This is a genomic window from Micromonospora sp. LZ37 (assembly GCF_059359015.1).
Genome location: NZ_JCADBL010000014.1, coordinates 181,375 through 196,485, shown reverse-complemented (window position 1 = coordinate 196,485; position 15,111 = coordinate 181,375). Strand labels below are relative to the sequence as shown.

The following is a 15,111-nucleotide window of genomic DNA, read 5'->3' as shown; positions in this document are numbered from 1 at the left end:
GGCCGGCACGCGGACCGGCAGCGGTCAAGCACCGACCGTGAGCAGCCGCTCGGCCAGGGCCCGGCCGAGGTCCCGCCCGGACCGCCACGCGCTCTGCACCCGGGGCTTGCCGAACGCGTCCCCGGCCAGCCCGACTCCCTCGTCGTCGAGGTGGTACGTCCCGACCCCGCCGGCCGCCGGCTTGGCGTACGTCCACCGGTGCACGTGCACCAGCTCGGCCGGCTCGGGCAGGCCGAGCAGGTCGCGGACCGCCTGCTCGACGGGCGGGCCGGCCGCGCCGGGCTGGGCCAGGTGCCCGGCGGCGAACTCCGGCGTGGTGTGCGCGACCAGCACCGGGGCGTCGTCCCCCCGGCGGTCGCCGTCGTCGCAGACCAGCGCGAGCACGGGGTGGTCGTTGACGAAGGCTCCCCGGAAGTCCGCCCACCGGCGGCTCGGGAAGCGCAGCACCGTGGCGAGCGAGGGCGACCAGCGCTGCTCCCCGACGGCCCGGGTGGCCGCGGTGAGCGCCGGGTCGAGCAGCGGCGCCGCCTGCGGGCCGGGCACGCAGAGCGCCACCGCCGCGCACGACCGACCGTCCACCACCGGACCCGGTCGCACCGACGTGACCGGGCGGTCGACCGTCACGGGCAGCTCCCGGGCCAGCTCCTCGACCAGCGAGCGCAGGCCGCGCGGGGCCGCCCAGCGTCGCGGCCCGGGCACCTCCCGGTGACCGTCGGCGCCGTACGCGACGAAGGTGTCGGTCCACTCCCGGACCAACCCGGCGGCGCGCCACCCCTCGACGACCTCGGCGAAGTCGGGATCGTCGGCGGTGAGGTACGCCGCGCCCGTGTCGGTGGGGCGCCCGTCGAACCGTTTGCTGGCCATCCGTCCGCCGGGCACCCGGCCGCGCTCCCGGACCTCCACCGGAACGCCGGCCCGCACGAGCTCGCCGGCGCAGGCCACCCCGGCGATGCCGGCGCCCACCACGATCACACCCGAGTCCACCCGATGATCGTATGTGCCGGGATCGACGTCGGCATGAAGGACGGGATTCGGGGGTAGTGGTACACCTGTTCGAGGAAAGGGTGACCATCATGACGGACCGCAACAGTCAGCAGCCCGATCCGCGGGGCGCGATCAAGGACCCGGACGAGTGGGTGACCGGCGCGGAGCCGCCGACCGCCGCGCAGGAGTCGTACCTGCACACGCTGGCCCGGGAGGCCGGCGAGGAGGTGCCGGACGACCTGACCAAGGCCGAGGCGTCCCGCCGGATCGACGAGCTCCAGGAGGAGACCGGCCGGGGCCGGTAGGTCTTCAGCGCGGGGGCAGGCGGTGCAGTTCGACCTCGTCGAGCCGCCCCGCCGCCACCCGCGCGGTGAGGTAGGTGGCGTACGGCTGGGCCCGCCGGTCGGTGGGGGAACCCGGGTTGAGCAGCCGCAGCCCGTTCGGGGCGACGCTGTCCCACGGGATGTGCGAGTGGCCGAAGACGAGCAGGTCGCACTCCGGGAAGCGGGCGGCGCAGCGCTCCTCCCGCCGGGTCTTCGGCCCGGTCTCGTGCACCATCGCCACCCGCAGGCCGTCCAGCTCGACCCGGGCCACCTCGGGCAGGCGGGCCCGCAGCTCGGGGCCGTCGTTGTTGCCGTACACCCCGATCGACCGGCGCGCGCGGGCCTCGATCGCGTCCAGCAGCGCCACGTCCACCCAGTCCCCCGCGTGCAGCACCACGTCGGCGGCGTCGATCGCCGCCCAGAGCGGCGCCGGCAGGTCCCGGGCCCGCTTCGGGACGTGGGTGTCGGCCGTGATCACCAGACGCATGCCCTCATTCTCGGGCAACCCGCCTTGGACCGCAGGGGCCCCCGGCACCGGAATCCCGATGCCGGGAGCCCCGCCTACCCGGTGGTCAGGGCAGGGTCCAGCGCTGCGCGCCGCTGCCGTTGCAGTCGTAGAGCTGCAACTGGTTGCCGTCGGCGGCGTTCGAGCCGGGGATGTCCAGGCAGCGCCCGGACTGCGGGTTCTTCAGGCTCCCGTCGGGTTGGGCGGCCCACTGCTGGGCACCGGTGCCGTTGCAGTCGTACAGCTGGATCGGGGTGCCGTTGGTGGTGCCGCTGCTCTTGACGTCCAGGCACTTGCCGAGCCCGCGGACCGTCCCGTCGCCGGGCAGCGTCCAGCGCTGGGCGCCGGTGCCGTTGCAGGTCCAGATCTGCACCCGGGTGCCGTTGGCGGTGTTGCTGGAGGCGATGTCGACGCACTTGCCGAGGCCCTTGATCTCACCGGTGCGCGCCCCGGTGCCGACCCCGGGGCCGGTGAAGGTGTAGCTGTCCACGTCGAGCAGCGCACCGCTGCCACCGGTGAAGACCAGGTACAGGTCGTGGGTGCCGTCGTCGGGTCGGGTCACCGGCGCGCTGAGCTCGGTGTAGTTGTCCCAGCCACCGGTGTTCGGCACCGCGATCCGGGCGACCTCCGGGCCGGTGGGCGAGTCGTACCGGAAGGAGACGGTGCCGCCCGGCCCGCCGGAGGAGACCCGGGCCTTGACCCCGGTGATGCCCTTCAGGCTCACCGCGTGGTGTCGGACGTTCTCCCCGTTCTGGATGTCGCCGAGCCGCTTGCCGCCCTCGGCGGCGGACTGGTCGATCACCTTCGGCCCGTTGAGCGTGACGTGGTGCTCGGCCTGCCACTGCTTGGGGTAGAGGCTGATCTCCTTCTCCCCGGTCAGCGCCACCGAGCCGGTCGCGCCCTTGTCGGTGTAGCTGCCCCGCAGGACGAAGAAGAGCACCGAGTCCGGGCCGGCGTGCACGGGTCCGGTGTTGAAGGTGGCCCCGCAGCCGGTCCCCTGCCCCTCCTCGTGGGCGTGCTCCTGGTGCCCGAGCGCGGCCCGGACCACCACCGCCGAGCAGGCCGGGGCGCCGTCCTGCGGGTCGCTGGCCGAGGCGGAGACCGTCAGGTCCTGACCCCAGTCGAAGAGGCCGCCGGCCGGCAGCCCGCTCAGGGTGACCGTCGGCCGGTTGTTGCCGACCACGATCGGCACCGTGGTGGTGCCGCTGCGTCCGGTGCCGTCGCTGACCGTCAGCCGGGCGTTGAAGCTGCCGTTGGAGGGGTACGTGAACGACGGGTTGGCCGAGGTCGAGTCGACGCTGCCGTTGTCGGTGAAGTCCCAGGCGTACGTCAGCGGGTTGCCGTCGGGGTCGGAGCTGCCGGCGCTGGAGAAGGTGACGGCCAGCGGCGCCAGCCCGTTGTCCTTGTCCACCGTGGCCCTGGCCACCGGCGACCGGCCGCCCTGCACGTAGTTGATTTTGTAGAGCCCGGCGTCGGCGGCGCCGGAGAACCAGCCGCTGCCGTACTCCAGCAGGTAGAGCGCGCCGTCCGGGCCGAACTCCGCGTCGATCGGATGCACGAAGGACATCCCCGACAGCACCGGCTCGATCACGGTCGGCGCGCCGGTGGCCGGGTTGCCGTTGTCGAACTGGACCTCCTTGATCCAGTTACGGCAGTACTCGGTGATCAGCCACTTGTTGTCGTAGTACGCCGGCCACTTGACCTCGGAGTTCAGGTTCGGGTCGTAGTGGTAGACCTCGGTGTGGGCCGGCGAGCCGCAGCCGCCCGGGTTGTCCAGCGCCGGCCAGTCCTCGCTGCCGCCGTGCTGCTCCCAGACCAGCGCCGGCTTGGTCGGCGGGAGCTGGTTCAGGCCGGTGTTGCGGGGCGAGTCGTTGACCGGGCCGGTCGAGCCGCCACAGGGGAACCAGCCGCGCGGCGCGTTGGCGGCGAAGTCCCAGTCGTTGTAGGCCACGTTCGGCCCACCGCAGTACGGCCAGCCGTAGTTGCCGGGGCCGGTGGCCCGGTTGAACTCGTCGTACGCGGCCGGGCCCCGGTTGGCGACGTCGGCGCCGGCGTCGGGGCCGACCTCGCCCCAGTAGAGGGTGTTGCCGGCCTTGCGGTCGACCCAGATCCGGTACGGGTTGCGTACCCCCATCACGTAGATCTCGGGCCGGGTCTTCGCGGTGCCGACGGCGAAGAGGTTGCCCGACGGGATGGTGTAGCTGCCGTCGTTCTCCGGGTGGATCCGGTTGATCTTGCCGCGCAGGTCGTTGGTGTTACCGGAGGTGCGCTGCGCGTCGTACTGCGGGTTGCGGCTGGTGCGTTCGTCGATCGGCGCCATCCCGGCGGAGTCGCCACCGGAGTTGGTGTTGTCGCCCACGGCGAAGTAGAGGTTGCCGGCGGAGTCCCAGCTCATCGAGCCGGCGGAGTGGCAGCAGAGGTCCCGTTCGGTGGGCCACTCGATGAGCGGGTCCTCGCTGGCCGGGTCGAGCACCAGCGTGGTCGCGTTGAAGGTGAACCGGGAGATCCGGTTGACCAGCGGGGTGACCTTGGGCGAGTAGAACAGGTACACCCAGCGGTTGGTGGCGAAGCCGGGGTGCAGGGTGATGCCGATCAGGCCGTCCTCGTACCGGGCGTCGAGGGCGAGGGTGAGCGCCACGGTGGTGGACTTCGTCGCCGGGTTGTAGAGCCGGACCTGGCCGCCGCCGTTGCTGGTGCCGCGGTTGATGTAGAGAACCTTGCCGTCGGGCAGCACGGCGAGTTCGATCGGCTCGCCCATGGTGAGTCCGCCGTCGAGGGCGACCTTCTCGAAGCCGCTGGTCGCCGGGGGCGCCAGCGCCGCGGCTGCCCGACCGGCGACCGGCGCCACCGCGGCCCGGTCGGCGGGATGGCCACCGGGGTGGCCGGGGTGGGCGAGAGCGGCGGGGGGCCGGACGGCGACGGTGGTCAGGAGGGTGAGCAGGGCGGTGACGACGAGGAGTCGTCGGCGGGTGCGTGGCACGGGTCCTCCAGGGGGTGAGGCGACTCGTTGCCCCTCCCGCCGACAGGGGCACGCGTTGCGAAGACATTAACGTCTTTAACTCCCGTTGAACAGAAGTCCGCACACTGGTGACGAAAGTTGTCGATGACTCGTGGAAAGTCCCGGCCACGACGCCGCCCGGCCCCCCGCGAACCGCGGGGGGCCGGGCCGCCGGGCGCAACGCCCGGCTCAGGCGCCCTGACCCTGGTTCTGCATCAGGCCACCGTCCATGAAGTACGTCGAACCGGTCACGTAGTCGGCGTCGTCGCTGGCCAGGAAGACCGCCAGCTTCGCGATCTCGACCGGCTCGGCGGCCCGCTTCCACGGGATGCTCTGCACCTGCTCCTCCAGGTACGCCGGGTCGTCGATGGCCCGCTGGTTGAACGGGGTGAGCACCATCCCGGGCCCGATGTTGTTGACGTTCATGCGCATCGGGGCCACCTCCAGGGCGAGGCTGTTGGCGAACTCCAGCATGCCCCCCTTGCTGGTGTCGTAGTCCGCGCCGCCGGCCCGCGCGACCTCCTGGTGGATCGAGGTGATGTTGATGATCCTCCCGCGTCCACCCTGGTCGCGACGGTGCCGCACGAACCGCCGGGAGCAGAAGAACGTGCCGTAGAGGTTGGTCCGGATCGCCCGGTCCCAGGTCTCGGTGTCCAGGTCGGCGACCGGAATGCCGGCGGCGTCCACACCCGCGTTGTTCATCAGGATGTCCAGCGTGCCGAACGCGCCGATGGCCTCGTCGAACATCGCCTCCACCTGGTGCTCGACGCTGATGTCGCCCTGCACCACCACGGCCCGCCGACCGGCGCGCTCCACCTCCGCCTTTGTGTGCTTCGCCCCCGCGTGGTCGTGCAGGTAGTGCACCACCACGTCGGCGCCCTCCCGGCCGAACTCGATCGCGGTGGCCTGCCCGATCCCCGAGTCCGAGCCGGTGATCAGGGCGGTCATGCCCTCCAGGCGTCCGGTCATCAGCGTGCTCCCTCCGTGGATCCCGTGCCGACCGGCACGGGCTGTCGGTCGCTGGCCCGCCGCATCCGCTCGGCGGCGTCGGTGATCCGGCCGGCAGTGGTGATCAGGCCGATGTGCGAGAAGGCCTGCGGGAAGTTGCCCAGCTGCTCCCCGGTGGCCTGGTCGATCTGCTCGGCATAGAGCCCGAGGTCGTTGACCCGGGCGGCGAGCTGCTCGAAGAGTTGGTCGGCCCGATCCAGCTCGCCGGCCTCGGCCAGGCAGGCCGCCAACCAGAACGAACAGATGACGAAGCCCGCCGGGTCCTCGTCCCACCGACGCAGCAGGCCATCGTGGGAGAGCTCGCGCTCCACCACCCGGATGGTGGAGCGCATCCTCGCATCGTCGGCGGGCAGGAAGCCCACCAGCGGCATGAGCAGCACCGAGGCGTCGAGCCGGTCGGAGTCGAAGGCCCCGGTGTACGCCCCGAGCCGCTCGTTCCAGCCCCGGCTCAGTACCGCCGCCCGGACCTCGTCCCGGGCCCTCGCCCAGCGGGCGATCTCGGCCCGGTCGCCGATCCGCGGGCCGAAGCGCACCGCCCGGTCCAGCGCCGTCCAGCACTGCACCTTGGACGAGACGTAGTGCCGCTCGGCGTCCCGGGCCTCCCACATCCCGGCGTCGGGCCGGCGCCAGTCCAGCACCGCCTTCTCGGCCAGGGCGTGCAGCAGGTGCCGGACGTCCGGCGTCATCGGATCCAGGTAGTGCCGCATCAGCCAGGCCGCGTCGAGGATCTCGCCGAGCACGTCTGTCTGCCGCTGGTTCCAGGCGTCGTTGCCGACGAGGACCGGCCGGCTGTCGGCGTAGCCGGCGAGGTGTTCGAGGGCGTGTTCGGTGAGGTCCCGCTCGCCCTCGACGCCGTACATGATCGGCACCGGGGCGTCGCCGATCCGGCCCATCGCCCGCGACACCCAGGTGAACTGCCGGTTCGCCTCGTCGGGACAGGCGGCCAGCCAGAGCGCCTGGAGGGTGAGGCTGAAGTCGCGGACCCAGACGAAGCGGTAGTCGTAGTTGCGGTCGCCGCCCAACTGCTCCGGCAGCGAGGTGGTCGCCGCCGCGACGACCGCCCCGCTGGGCTGGTACGTCATGCCCTGCACCACCATCGCACTGCGCCGCACCTGCTCCCGGTAGCGGCCCCGGTAGTCGTGCAGGTTGGCCCAGGAGCGCCAACCGGCGACCGCGTCGGCGACCACCTGGTCGGCGTCGGGCAGCGCCGGCTCGTCCTCCTCGTGGTAGGCGGGGGCGTAGCCGAGGGTGAAGCGGTAGGTCTCGCCGGCCCGCACGGTGACCCGGCCGGTGGCGTCGCCGTCCCCGAGCGTCAACGGCACCTCGGAGCGCAGGCTGAGCCGGCAGGCCCCGGCGTTCGCCTCGATCACCCCACCGGTGTCCATGAGGTACGCGGTGACCAGGCCGTACGCGAACCGGGGCCGGTACTCCACCCGCATGGGCACCTCGCCGGAGAGACCCTCGACCACCCGGCAGAGCACCCCGGGTGAGCGCCGTCCGATGTCGTGCCCCCGCGCCCCCGGCTCCAGCGCCAGCGCGTCGGTGACCGCCACCGTTCCGCGCGCGCCGGTGAAGACGGTCCGCAGCACCAGCGTGTCCTCCAGGTAGGACCGTTCGGTGGTGAAGTCCCCCTCGGGCCGGATCGACCAGTGGCCTGCGCGGTCGTCGAGCAGCCGCCCGAAGACCGAGGGACCGTCGAACCGGGCCGGGCACCACCAGTTGACCGAGCCGTTCCGGTCCACCAGCACGGCGCTGCGTCCGTCCGCGAGGAAGCCGTGATCGCTGATCCGTCCGCTGTCCACGCGGGTGGCTACCCGGGCCGGCGTGGTGGCATTCCTCGCCACCCGCGGCGTTACCGCGCGCACTGGGCGGGAACCCGGACCGTTGACGAAGGAGGAGCCATGAGCAGACCCTCGACCCCGACCGCCGGCTGGCGACCCGGGATGCCGGGCGGCGAGAACCTCCCGTCCGGTCCGGCCGGCCGGCCGGCGACGCCCGGCGGGGACGGGCACGGTCCCGAGACCGGCCCGCCCACCGTGACGATCGGCTCGTACCCGGATTATCCGTCCGCGCAGCGGGTGGTGGACTATCTGGCGGACAACCGGTTCCCGGTGGAGCACACCGCCATCGTGGGGACCAACCTGACTCTGGTGGAGACGGTGCTCGGCCGGCTCACCACGGCGCGCGCCGCCCTGCTCGGCGCGGGCACCGGTGCCTGGTTCGGCCTCTTCATCGGCCTGCTGTTCGGCATCTTCACCGTCGGCAACTGGGTCGCGGTGATCCTGGTCGGCCTGGTCATCGGCGCGATCTGGGGTGCGGTCTTCGGCGCGGTGGCGCACGCCATGTCCGGCGGCCAGCGCGACTTCACCTCGGCGAGCTCGCTGCGCGCCGGCCAGTACGCGGTCATCGTGGACGCGGACCTGGCCGACCAGGCGCGGCAACTGCTCGGTCGGATGCACCTGACCCCGACCGGCGCGACCGCCCGCTGAGCCACCGGCGGACGCCCCGGCACGCTACGCGCCGGGGCGTCAGCCCGTGTCGACGCCCGGTCAGTGCCGGTACGTCAGCTCTCCGGCGCGCAGCGGGACCTCCACCCGGTTCTCCGGCGGGGCGAGGGGGCAGGCCCACCGGTCGTCGTACGCGCAGCTGGGGTTGTAGAGGTAGTTGGCGTCCAGGCGTACCCGCCGGTCGGGCAGCACGGTCAGGCCACGGCCGAAGCTGCCCTTGACCGTGTCGGTCAGGTACCGGCCGCCGCCGTAGGTCTCCGCCCCGCAGGTGCCGTCGCGCAGCGGCACGAAGAGCCCGCCCCCGTACGCCTCGATCCACCACAGGGTGAGCGGGCCCCACGGGGTCTCCGCGACCGCGACCCGCCGGTAGTCGACCACGCCGTCGGGCCCACCGGTGTCGATGCTCATCGTCCCGGAGGCGGGCCGCAGCGGCGCCTCCACGACGGCGTCCGGGTTCGGCGGGAACCAGCCCAGCCCGGTGAAGGCGGCCCGGTCCGCCGCTGGCAGGGGGCTCTGCGGATGCCGGGCGAACAACTCGTCGCGGGCCGCCCGGAACCCGCCGAGGTCCAGGTCGGAGAGGTAGAGCCGGGCCACGCGCTCGCGCCAGTCGAGCAGTTCGAGGTCGTCCACCCTCCGACCCTAAGCCAGTGCCCGCCTCAGGCGTCGGTGACCAACCGGGCGTGCAGGTGCTCGTCGTAGCGTCGACCGTCGCCGTAGCGGTACGACTCACGCAGCGTCCCCTCGACGGGATACCCGGCCCGAACGGCGACCCGACAGGACGCCGGGTTGGCGACGGCGTGGCAGAGCTCGATCCGGTGCAGCGCGAGCCGGCCGAACGCGAAGGCGGTCAGCGCGGTGACGGCGGTGGAGGCCACGCCCCTCCCCCGGGCCGCGGGAACCGTCCAGTAGCCGATCGAGGCGTCACCGTCGTGGATCCGGTTCAGCGAGACCGAGCCCAGCAGGTCGTCGTCGTCCGGCCCGACCACGGCCAGGCTGACGTGGTCGCCGGCGGAGGTGTCGGCGCGACGCCGGAGCCACTCCCGGGCCCCGTCCAGGTCGGTACCGCTCGGCGACGGGTTCCACTGGGCCACGGCCGGGTCCCGGAGGGCGGCGAGGACGGCCGGGGCGTCCTCCTGCCGCCAGGGGCGCAACCGCAGGCCGGGGGCGGGGATCTCGATGTGCTTCACGAGGCGGCAGTGTGGCACCGCCGGCCCGCCAGGCGCACGGAATTTTCGAACCCGATAGTTGTTTCAAAGTGCAAGTACCGGCGCAGCCGATCCCCGGCGTTACCGTGCTCACATGGGGTTCCGAGGCTTTGTTGAAATTTGAAATAGTGGTACCGTCGGCGTCATGACGGAGGGCCTGGACAGCGAGCGGATGGCCTGCTGGCGCGCGTACATCGAGGCGAGCCAGCGGTTCTTCACCAGGCTGGAGGACGACCTGCGTACGGAGAGCGAGCTGAGCCTCGCCGACTACCACGTGCTGGTCCTGCTCTCCGAGGCGCCCGGGCAGCGACTACGGATGGGGGAGTTGGCCGGCCGACTGGTCTTCTCACCCAGCCGGCTGACCTACCAGATCTCCGCCATGCAGAAGCGGGGCCTGGTCGCCAAGGAGTCCTGTCCGCAGGACCGCCGGGGCAGCGAGGCGGTGCTCACCGCCGCCGGGCTGCTCGCCCTGCGCGAGGCCGCGCCGCACCACCTGACCTCGGCGCGCCGGCACCTGATGGACGACCTCGACGACGCCGAGGTCGCCTGCCTCACCCGGGTCTTCGAACGGCTCGGCCGGCGCCTTCGCGCCGACCGCGACGTTGCGTCCCCCCCCAGCGACTAAGGAGTTCGCGATGCCCGCCATCACCGTCGACGACGTCCTCGTCCTGCCGCGCCTGCCGCGGCTCGACGAGACCACCCGCTACCGCCTGGTCCGCCGCGTGATCACCGCGCCGCGGGGCTTCGAGGGCGAGGGTTTCCCGGTGCGCCGGGCCTTCGCCGGGGTCCCGATGACCGAGCTGGACCCGTTCATCCACCTGGACCAGATGGGCGAGGTCGACTACGCGCCGGGTGAGCCCAAGGGCACCTCGTGGCACCCGCACCGCGGCTTCGAGACGGTGACCTACATGATCGACGGGATCATGGACCACCAGGACTCGCACGGCGGTGGCGGCACCATCACCAACGGCGACACGCAGTGGATGACGGCCGGTCGTGGCCTGTTGCACATCGAGGCGCCGCCGGAGAAGCTGGTGCGCAGCGGTGGGCTCTTCCACGGCCTGCAGCTCTGGGTCAACCTGCCCGCCGCGGACAAGATGATGACGCCGCGCTACCAGGACATCCGCGGCCGGCAGGCCGCGCTGCTCACCACGCCCGACGGCGGTGCGCTGATCCGGGTGATCGCCGGCGAGGTCGCCGGGCACCAGGGGCCGGGGTCGACCCACACCCCGATCACCATCGCGCACGTCACGCTCCAGCCCGGCGCCGAACTGAGCCTGCCCTGGCGGTCGGACTTCAACGCGCTGGTCTACGTGCTGGGCGGGCGGGGCACGGTCGGCACCGACCGCCGGCCGTTCGGCAGCGGGCAGCTGGCCGTGCACGGGCAGGGCGACGCGTTGCGGGTCACCGCCGACGCCCGGCAGGACGCCAACACCCCGGCGATGGACCTCTACATCATGGGCGGCCAGCCGATCCGGGAGCCGGTGGCGCACTACGGGCCGTTCGTGATGAACACCCGCGCCGAGCTGGTGCAGGCGTTCGAGGACTACCAGGCCGGCAAGCTCGGCGTCATCCCGGCCAAGCGGTTGCCGCACACCGGGGGTCAGGGCAAGCGCCCGCAGACCGGGGGTCAGGGCAAGCGCCCGCAGAACCGCGGTCGGAGCAAGCGGCGCTGACGTCGGATCGACCTGACCGGGCGCCCCGCTGAGCGGGGCGCCCGGTCGGCGTTCAGGAGACGGCGAAGATCCCGGCCACGCCGAGGATGACCATGAGCAACACCGCCAGGACCGCGCCCCGTTCGCTCTCCACCGCCTGCGGGCGGTACTCGGACACGGAGTCGGTGGTCTCGGCGGGCATGGTGGGGCCTCCTCGGTGTTCGCTGCGTCTGGGGTGCGGTGGCCCCCCACCGGGGCATGTCCGGCTCACCCGACATGCGAGCCCTGAGCTGGGGGCCTACCGTGAGGACGTTGTCGATCGACCTCGGGGGGCTGGAACGTGGCAGTGCAGGACTGGTTCCTGACCGCTGAGGAACGTGCCAACCCGGTCTCGGAATTACCCGTCTGGGCGACCGGAAACCTCGCCGAGCCACTAATTCACGGCGCCGCGTATTTCGACCGACTGGTCACCGAGGTGGAGGCGCTGAAGGCCGGCGACCACCTCTTCTTCACCGACTGGCGGGGCGACCCGGACGAGCGGATGCGCCCGGACGGCCCCACCGTGGTCCAGCTCTTCGCCCGGGCCGCGCAGCGCGGGGTGGTCGTCAAGGGTCTGCTCTGGCGCTCCCACCTCGACGCGCTCTCCTACAGCGAGGAGGAGAACCGCGACCTCAGCGAGGCGATCTGCGCCGCCGGCGGCGAGGTGCTGCTCGACCAGCGGGTCCGCCGCGGCGGGTCGCACCACCAGAAGCTGGTGGTGCTGCGGCACCCGGACGCGCCGGACCGCGACATCGCCTTCGCCGGCGGGATCGACCTGTGCCACAGCCGCCGGGACGACGCCGGGCACGCCGGCGACCCGCAGGCGGTGGCCATGTCACCGCGGTACGGCCCGCGCCCGCCCTGGCACGACGTGCAGCTCGCGCTCCGCGGGCCGGTGGTCGGCGCGCTGGACACCACGTTCCGCGAGCGGTGGACCGACCCGATGCCGCTGGACTCGGAGAACCCGATGGCCTACCTGCGGGACCGGCTGCGCGGCTCCGACCTGCGCCCCGACCCGTTGCCGGAGCAGCCGGCCGACCCGCCGCCGTGCGGTCCGCACGCGGTTCAGGTGCTGCGTACCTATCCGGCGGTCCGTCCCCGGTACTCCTTCGCCCCCGACGGCGAGCGCACCGTGGCCCGTGGGTACACCAAGGCGGTCCGGCGGGCCCGCCGGCTGATCTACCTGGAGGACCAGTACCTCTGGTCGACCGAGGTGGCCGAGCTCTTCGCCCAGGCGCTGCGGGACAACCCGGACCTGCACCTGGTGGCGGTGGTCCCCCGGTACCCGGACGTCGACGGCCGGCTCGCCCTGCCGCCGAACATGGTGGGCCGGGAGCAGGCGCTCTCGCTCTGCCAGCGGGCGGCGGCCGACCGGGTGCACGTCTTCGACGTGGAGAACCAGCGGTCGGAACCGGTCTACGTGCACGCGAAGGTCTGCGTGGTCGACGACGTCTGGGCGAGCGTGGGCAGCGACAACTTCAACCGCCGGTCCTGGACGCACGACAGCGAGCTCTCCTGCGCGGTGCTCGACGAGACCCGGGACGAGCGCGCCCCGGCGGACCCGGCCGGGCAGGGTGACGGGGCCCGGGCCTTCGCCCGGGAGCTGCGGCTGCGCCTGTGGCGTGAGCACCTCGACCGCGACCCGGACGGCGGCGAGGACGCCGACCTGCTCGACCCGGCCACCGCGGTGCGGGCGATCGTCTCGGCGGCCGACGCGCTTCAGCGGTGGCACGACTCGGGTCGCCGGGGCCCTCGGCCACCGGGGCGGTTGCGCCCGCACCGCGCGGAGCGCCTGCGCTGGCACACCCGGCTCTGGGCGGTACCGGCGTACCGGCTGGTCTACGACCCGGATGGCAGGCCGCTGCGGGACCGGCGCGCCGGCACCTGGTGAGTCTGCCGTCCCGGCTCCGGGCTGCCCGGGTACCGGGTCAACCCGCCCGGGTACGCGAAGGACGTGCGCGGCGCGTAGAAGCCCCACGCGATCATCAGCGGGTTCTCCGGCCGGAGCGCGTAGGTCGGGTGGCCCGGCTCCAGGAACTCCACCGACTCGATCTCGAACGGGGTGACCGGCTCGGCGACGAACGGGTAGACGGCGCTGAAGAGCTGGCCGTCGCTCAGGGTGAAGTACCGGTTGTGCCCCGTCCGCACGGTGCGCCCGGTGTCACCGATCCGGGCCCGGGCGCGGATCAGCGGGACGCCGTCCGCCTCGGTCTCGGCGACCAGGAGGTCGCCGCGGACGTCGATGGTGGTCCGGCCGAGCACCGCCGGCGCGCCCCGGGCGGCCGCGTACCCCCGCACCAGGGGACTCGAGGTGACGTAGTGGGTCCACCATCCCCCCGGCGTGACACCGTCCGGCGCGTCCGCGCCGGTGAGCGCGACCCCCAGGTACGTCAGTGAGTAGGCGCCGAACCCGGAGGTCTGGGTGTCGTCGTCCACCACGTACTGGTTCATGAAGACCTGACGGTCCGGGCGGGCCCGCAGGCCGGCGGGGACCAGGGCGGCGACCGCGTCGGGGTCCGCCGGCAGCCAGCTGAAGTGCAGGGTGCGGCTGTCGACGACGATGTGCGGGTCCGCGGGGTCGAGCACGACGCCTCCGGGTCAGGGGGATGTACACGCGACGCTACGGCCAGTCCCGTCGGCGGGACAACGACGGAAAGCCGACACTGCCGGCCTCCTGTCGGGTTTCTCGTTGACCGCTCAGGGTCACCCACGGGCCGCCCGGTCGGACACCGGTGGCCGCCCGAGGATCGGCGTCAGCCGATCGGACCGGTAACAGTGATCACAAAACGCCGGAGGATACGGACACAAAGTCCGCTTCGCACCAGTAAGTAACGTAAGTACATCGTCCTTTCGGCTAGATTTCGTCGGACCGATCAGGCTAAGGTGACTCTCGAACGGCCTATCTGAAGCTAAACCGAAGCGTCACCACTTTTTTGTCCGCGGACGAGGTGCAGGGAGGACCACCAATGACCGCGTCAACGATCAGTGAGCAGGCGGCCACAACGCCGTCCACCACCGAGAAGCTGGACCCGCGCGCCCTCACCGACAGCGCCGCCGACCTGCTCAACGCGATGGCCGCGCTGCCCGCCAACCACCCTTCCCGCGCCGCCATGCGCGACCGGGCGATCGAGGCCTGGCTCCCCCTGGCCAACCACCTCGCCCACCGCTACAGCGGCCGCGGCGAGCCGACCGACGACCTGGCCCAGACCGCCGCCGTCGGCCTGATCAAGGCGATCGACAAGTTCGACCCGTCGCGCGGCGTCGACTTCGCCGGCTACGCCATCCCCACCATCATCGGCGAGCTCAAGCGGCACTTCCGCGACCGCACCTGGGACATCCGGGTGCCGCGTCGCCTCCAGGAGCTGCGGCTGGCCATCTCCGACGCCAACAGCTCGCTGCTGCAGACCCTCGGCCGCTCGCCGACGGTCGCCGACATCGCCGCCCACCTCAAGCTCACCGAGGAGGAGGTGCTGGAGGGCCTGGAGGGCGCCCGCGCGTACAACGCGGTGTCGCTGTCCACCCCGACCGGCGACGGCGACCGGGCGACCGAGCTGGGCGACATGCTCGGCGGCGAGGACAACGAGTTCGAGCTCGCCGAGCTGCGGGTCGCTCTCGGCCCGGCGCTGGCCACCCTGGACGAGCGCGAGCAGAAGATCCTCACCCTGCGCTTCTACGGCAACCTGACCCAGTCGCAGATCGCCGAGCAGATCGGCGTGTCGCAGATGCACGTCTCGCGGCTGCTGGCCCGGGCGCTGACCAAGCTGCGGGGTCAACTGGACGGCACGTACTGAGGGACGACGACGGTGGCCGGGGTCGGCGGGCCCGGCCACCTCGCGTCCCCGGGGCCCGGTCGGCGGTTCGCCGGCCGGGCCTCCTCGTGCCCGCCG

The 15,111-nt window shown here is 72.7% G+C and carries 15 protein-coding genes; 6 read left to right on the top strand and 9 right to left on the bottom strand.

What is annotated here, in order from left to right:
- Positions 1-24 precede the first annotated feature (24 nt).
- Positions 25-972 carry an NAD(P)/FAD-dependent oxidoreductase gene (locus tag AC5L3Z_RS25620; RefSeq protein WP_494845649.1) on the bottom strand — a complete coding sequence of 316 codons (948 nt, stop codon included), beginning with the start codon at positions 970-972 and terminating at the stop codon, positions 25-27.
- A gap of 101 nt (positions 973-1,073) precedes the next feature.
- Here AC5L3Z_RS25620 and AC5L3Z_RS25615 point away from each other — a divergent pair, with 101 nt between their 5' ends.
- On the top strand, positions 1,074-1,289 hold the full coding sequence (locus AC5L3Z_RS25615) for a DUF3072 domain-containing protein (protein WP_334528221.1): 216 nt from the start codon (positions 1,074-1,076) through the stop codon (positions 1,287-1,289).
- A gap of 4 nt (positions 1,290-1,293) precedes the next feature.
- Here AC5L3Z_RS25615 and AC5L3Z_RS25610 read toward each other — a convergent pair whose 3' ends face one another.
- From AC5L3Z_RS25610 to AC5L3Z_RS25595, 4 genes are all read right to left on the bottom strand, one after another.
- Positions 1,294-1,794 carry a metallophosphoesterase family protein gene (locus AC5L3Z_RS25610; RefSeq protein WP_494845607.1) on the bottom strand — a complete coding sequence of 167 codons (501 nt, stop codon included), beginning with the start codon at positions 1,792-1,794 and terminating at the stop codon, positions 1,294-1,296.
- Between the two features lie 85 nt (positions 1,795-1,879).
- Positions 1,880-4,792 carry a ricin-type beta-trefoil lectin domain protein gene (locus AC5L3Z_RS25605; protein WP_494845606.1) on the bottom strand — a complete coding sequence of 971 codons (2,913 nt, stop codon included), beginning with the start codon at positions 4,790-4,792 and terminating at the stop codon, positions 1,880-1,882.
- 207 nt (positions 4,793-4,999) lie between these two features.
- Entirely contained in the window at positions 5,000-5,779 is a 780-nt protein-coding gene (locus AC5L3Z_RS25600) for an SDR family oxidoreductase (RefSeq protein WP_494845605.1), read from the bottom strand.
- Positions 5,779-7,620, bottom strand: a complete 1,842-nt coding sequence (locus AC5L3Z_RS25595) for a glycoside hydrolase family 15 protein (RefSeq protein WP_494845603.1) — start codon at positions 7,618-7,620, stop codon at positions 5,779-5,781. The genes AC5L3Z_RS25600 and AC5L3Z_RS25595 overlap by 1 nt, the downstream gene beginning before the upstream one ends.
- Positions 7,621-7,719: 99 nt before the next feature.
- Here AC5L3Z_RS25595 and AC5L3Z_RS25590 point away from each other — a divergent pair, with 99 nt between their 5' ends.
- Positions 7,720-8,307: a general stress protein gene (locus tag AC5L3Z_RS25590; RefSeq protein WP_494845601.1), complete on the top strand. Its 588-nt coding sequence runs from the start codon at positions 7,720-7,722 to the stop codon at positions 8,305-8,307.
- Positions 8,308-8,367: 60 nt separating this feature from the next.
- Here the strand turns inward: AC5L3Z_RS25590 and AC5L3Z_RS25585 are convergent, their stop codons facing one another.
- Together AC5L3Z_RS25585 and AC5L3Z_RS25580 are read right to left on the bottom strand one after the other, a co-directional pair.
- Positions 8,368-8,955, bottom strand: a complete 588-nt coding sequence (locus tag AC5L3Z_RS25585; protein ID WP_494845600.1) for a DUF1684 domain-containing protein — start codon at positions 8,953-8,955, stop codon at positions 8,368-8,370.
- Between the two features lie 26 nt (positions 8,956-8,981).
- Positions 8,982-9,512 (bottom strand): GNAT family N-acetyltransferase, encoded by a 531-nt coding sequence (locus AC5L3Z_RS25580; RefSeq protein ID WP_494845599.1) that lies wholly within the window; start codon positions 9,510-9,512, stop codon positions 8,982-8,984.
- Between the two features lie 163 nt (positions 9,513-9,675).
- On the opposite strand from AC5L3Z_RS25580, the gene AC5L3Z_RS25575 reads away from it, so the two are divergent.
- Both AC5L3Z_RS25575 and AC5L3Z_RS25570 read left to right on the top strand, forming a co-directional pair.
- Positions 9,676-10,155, top strand: coding sequence for a MarR family winged helix-turn-helix transcriptional regulator (locus AC5L3Z_RS25575; protein ID WP_494845597.1), 480 nt, complete (start codon positions 9,676-9,678; stop codon positions 10,153-10,155).
- A gap of 10 nt (positions 10,156-10,165) precedes the next feature.
- A complete protein-coding gene (locus AC5L3Z_RS25570) occupies positions 10,166-11,206 on the top strand; it encodes a pirin family protein (protein WP_494845596.1) in 1,041 nt (346 codons plus the stop codon).
- Positions 11,207-11,258: 52 nt separating this feature from the next.
- Here AC5L3Z_RS25570 and AC5L3Z_RS25565 read toward each other — a convergent pair whose 3' ends face one another.
- Positions 11,259-11,387 (bottom strand): hypothetical protein, encoded by a 129-nt coding sequence (locus tag AC5L3Z_RS25565; protein WP_494845595.1) that lies wholly within the window; start codon positions 11,385-11,387, stop codon positions 11,259-11,261.
- Between the two features lie 138 nt (positions 11,388-11,525).
- Here AC5L3Z_RS25565 and AC5L3Z_RS25560 point away from each other — a divergent pair, with 138 nt between their 5' ends.
- A complete protein-coding gene (locus tag AC5L3Z_RS25560) occupies positions 11,526-13,115 on the top strand; it encodes a phospholipase D family protein (RefSeq protein ID WP_494845594.1) in 1,590 nt (529 codons plus the stop codon).
- Here AC5L3Z_RS25560 and AC5L3Z_RS25555 read toward each other — a convergent pair.
- Complete coding sequence (locus AC5L3Z_RS25555) at positions 13,064-13,810, bottom strand: hypothetical protein (protein ID WP_494845592.1); 747 nt, start codon at positions 13,808-13,810, stop codon at positions 13,064-13,066. The two genes, AC5L3Z_RS25560 and AC5L3Z_RS25555, sit on opposite strands and share 52 nt — an antisense overlap.
- 380 nt (positions 13,811-14,190) lie before the next feature.
- Between AC5L3Z_RS25555 and AC5L3Z_RS25550 the strand changes: the two genes are divergently transcribed.
- Entirely contained in the window at positions 14,191-15,015 is an 825-nt protein-coding gene (locus AC5L3Z_RS25550; RefSeq protein ID WP_334614919.1) for a SigB/SigF/SigG family RNA polymerase sigma factor, read from the top strand.
- Positions 15,016-15,111: the final 96 nt, after the last annotated feature.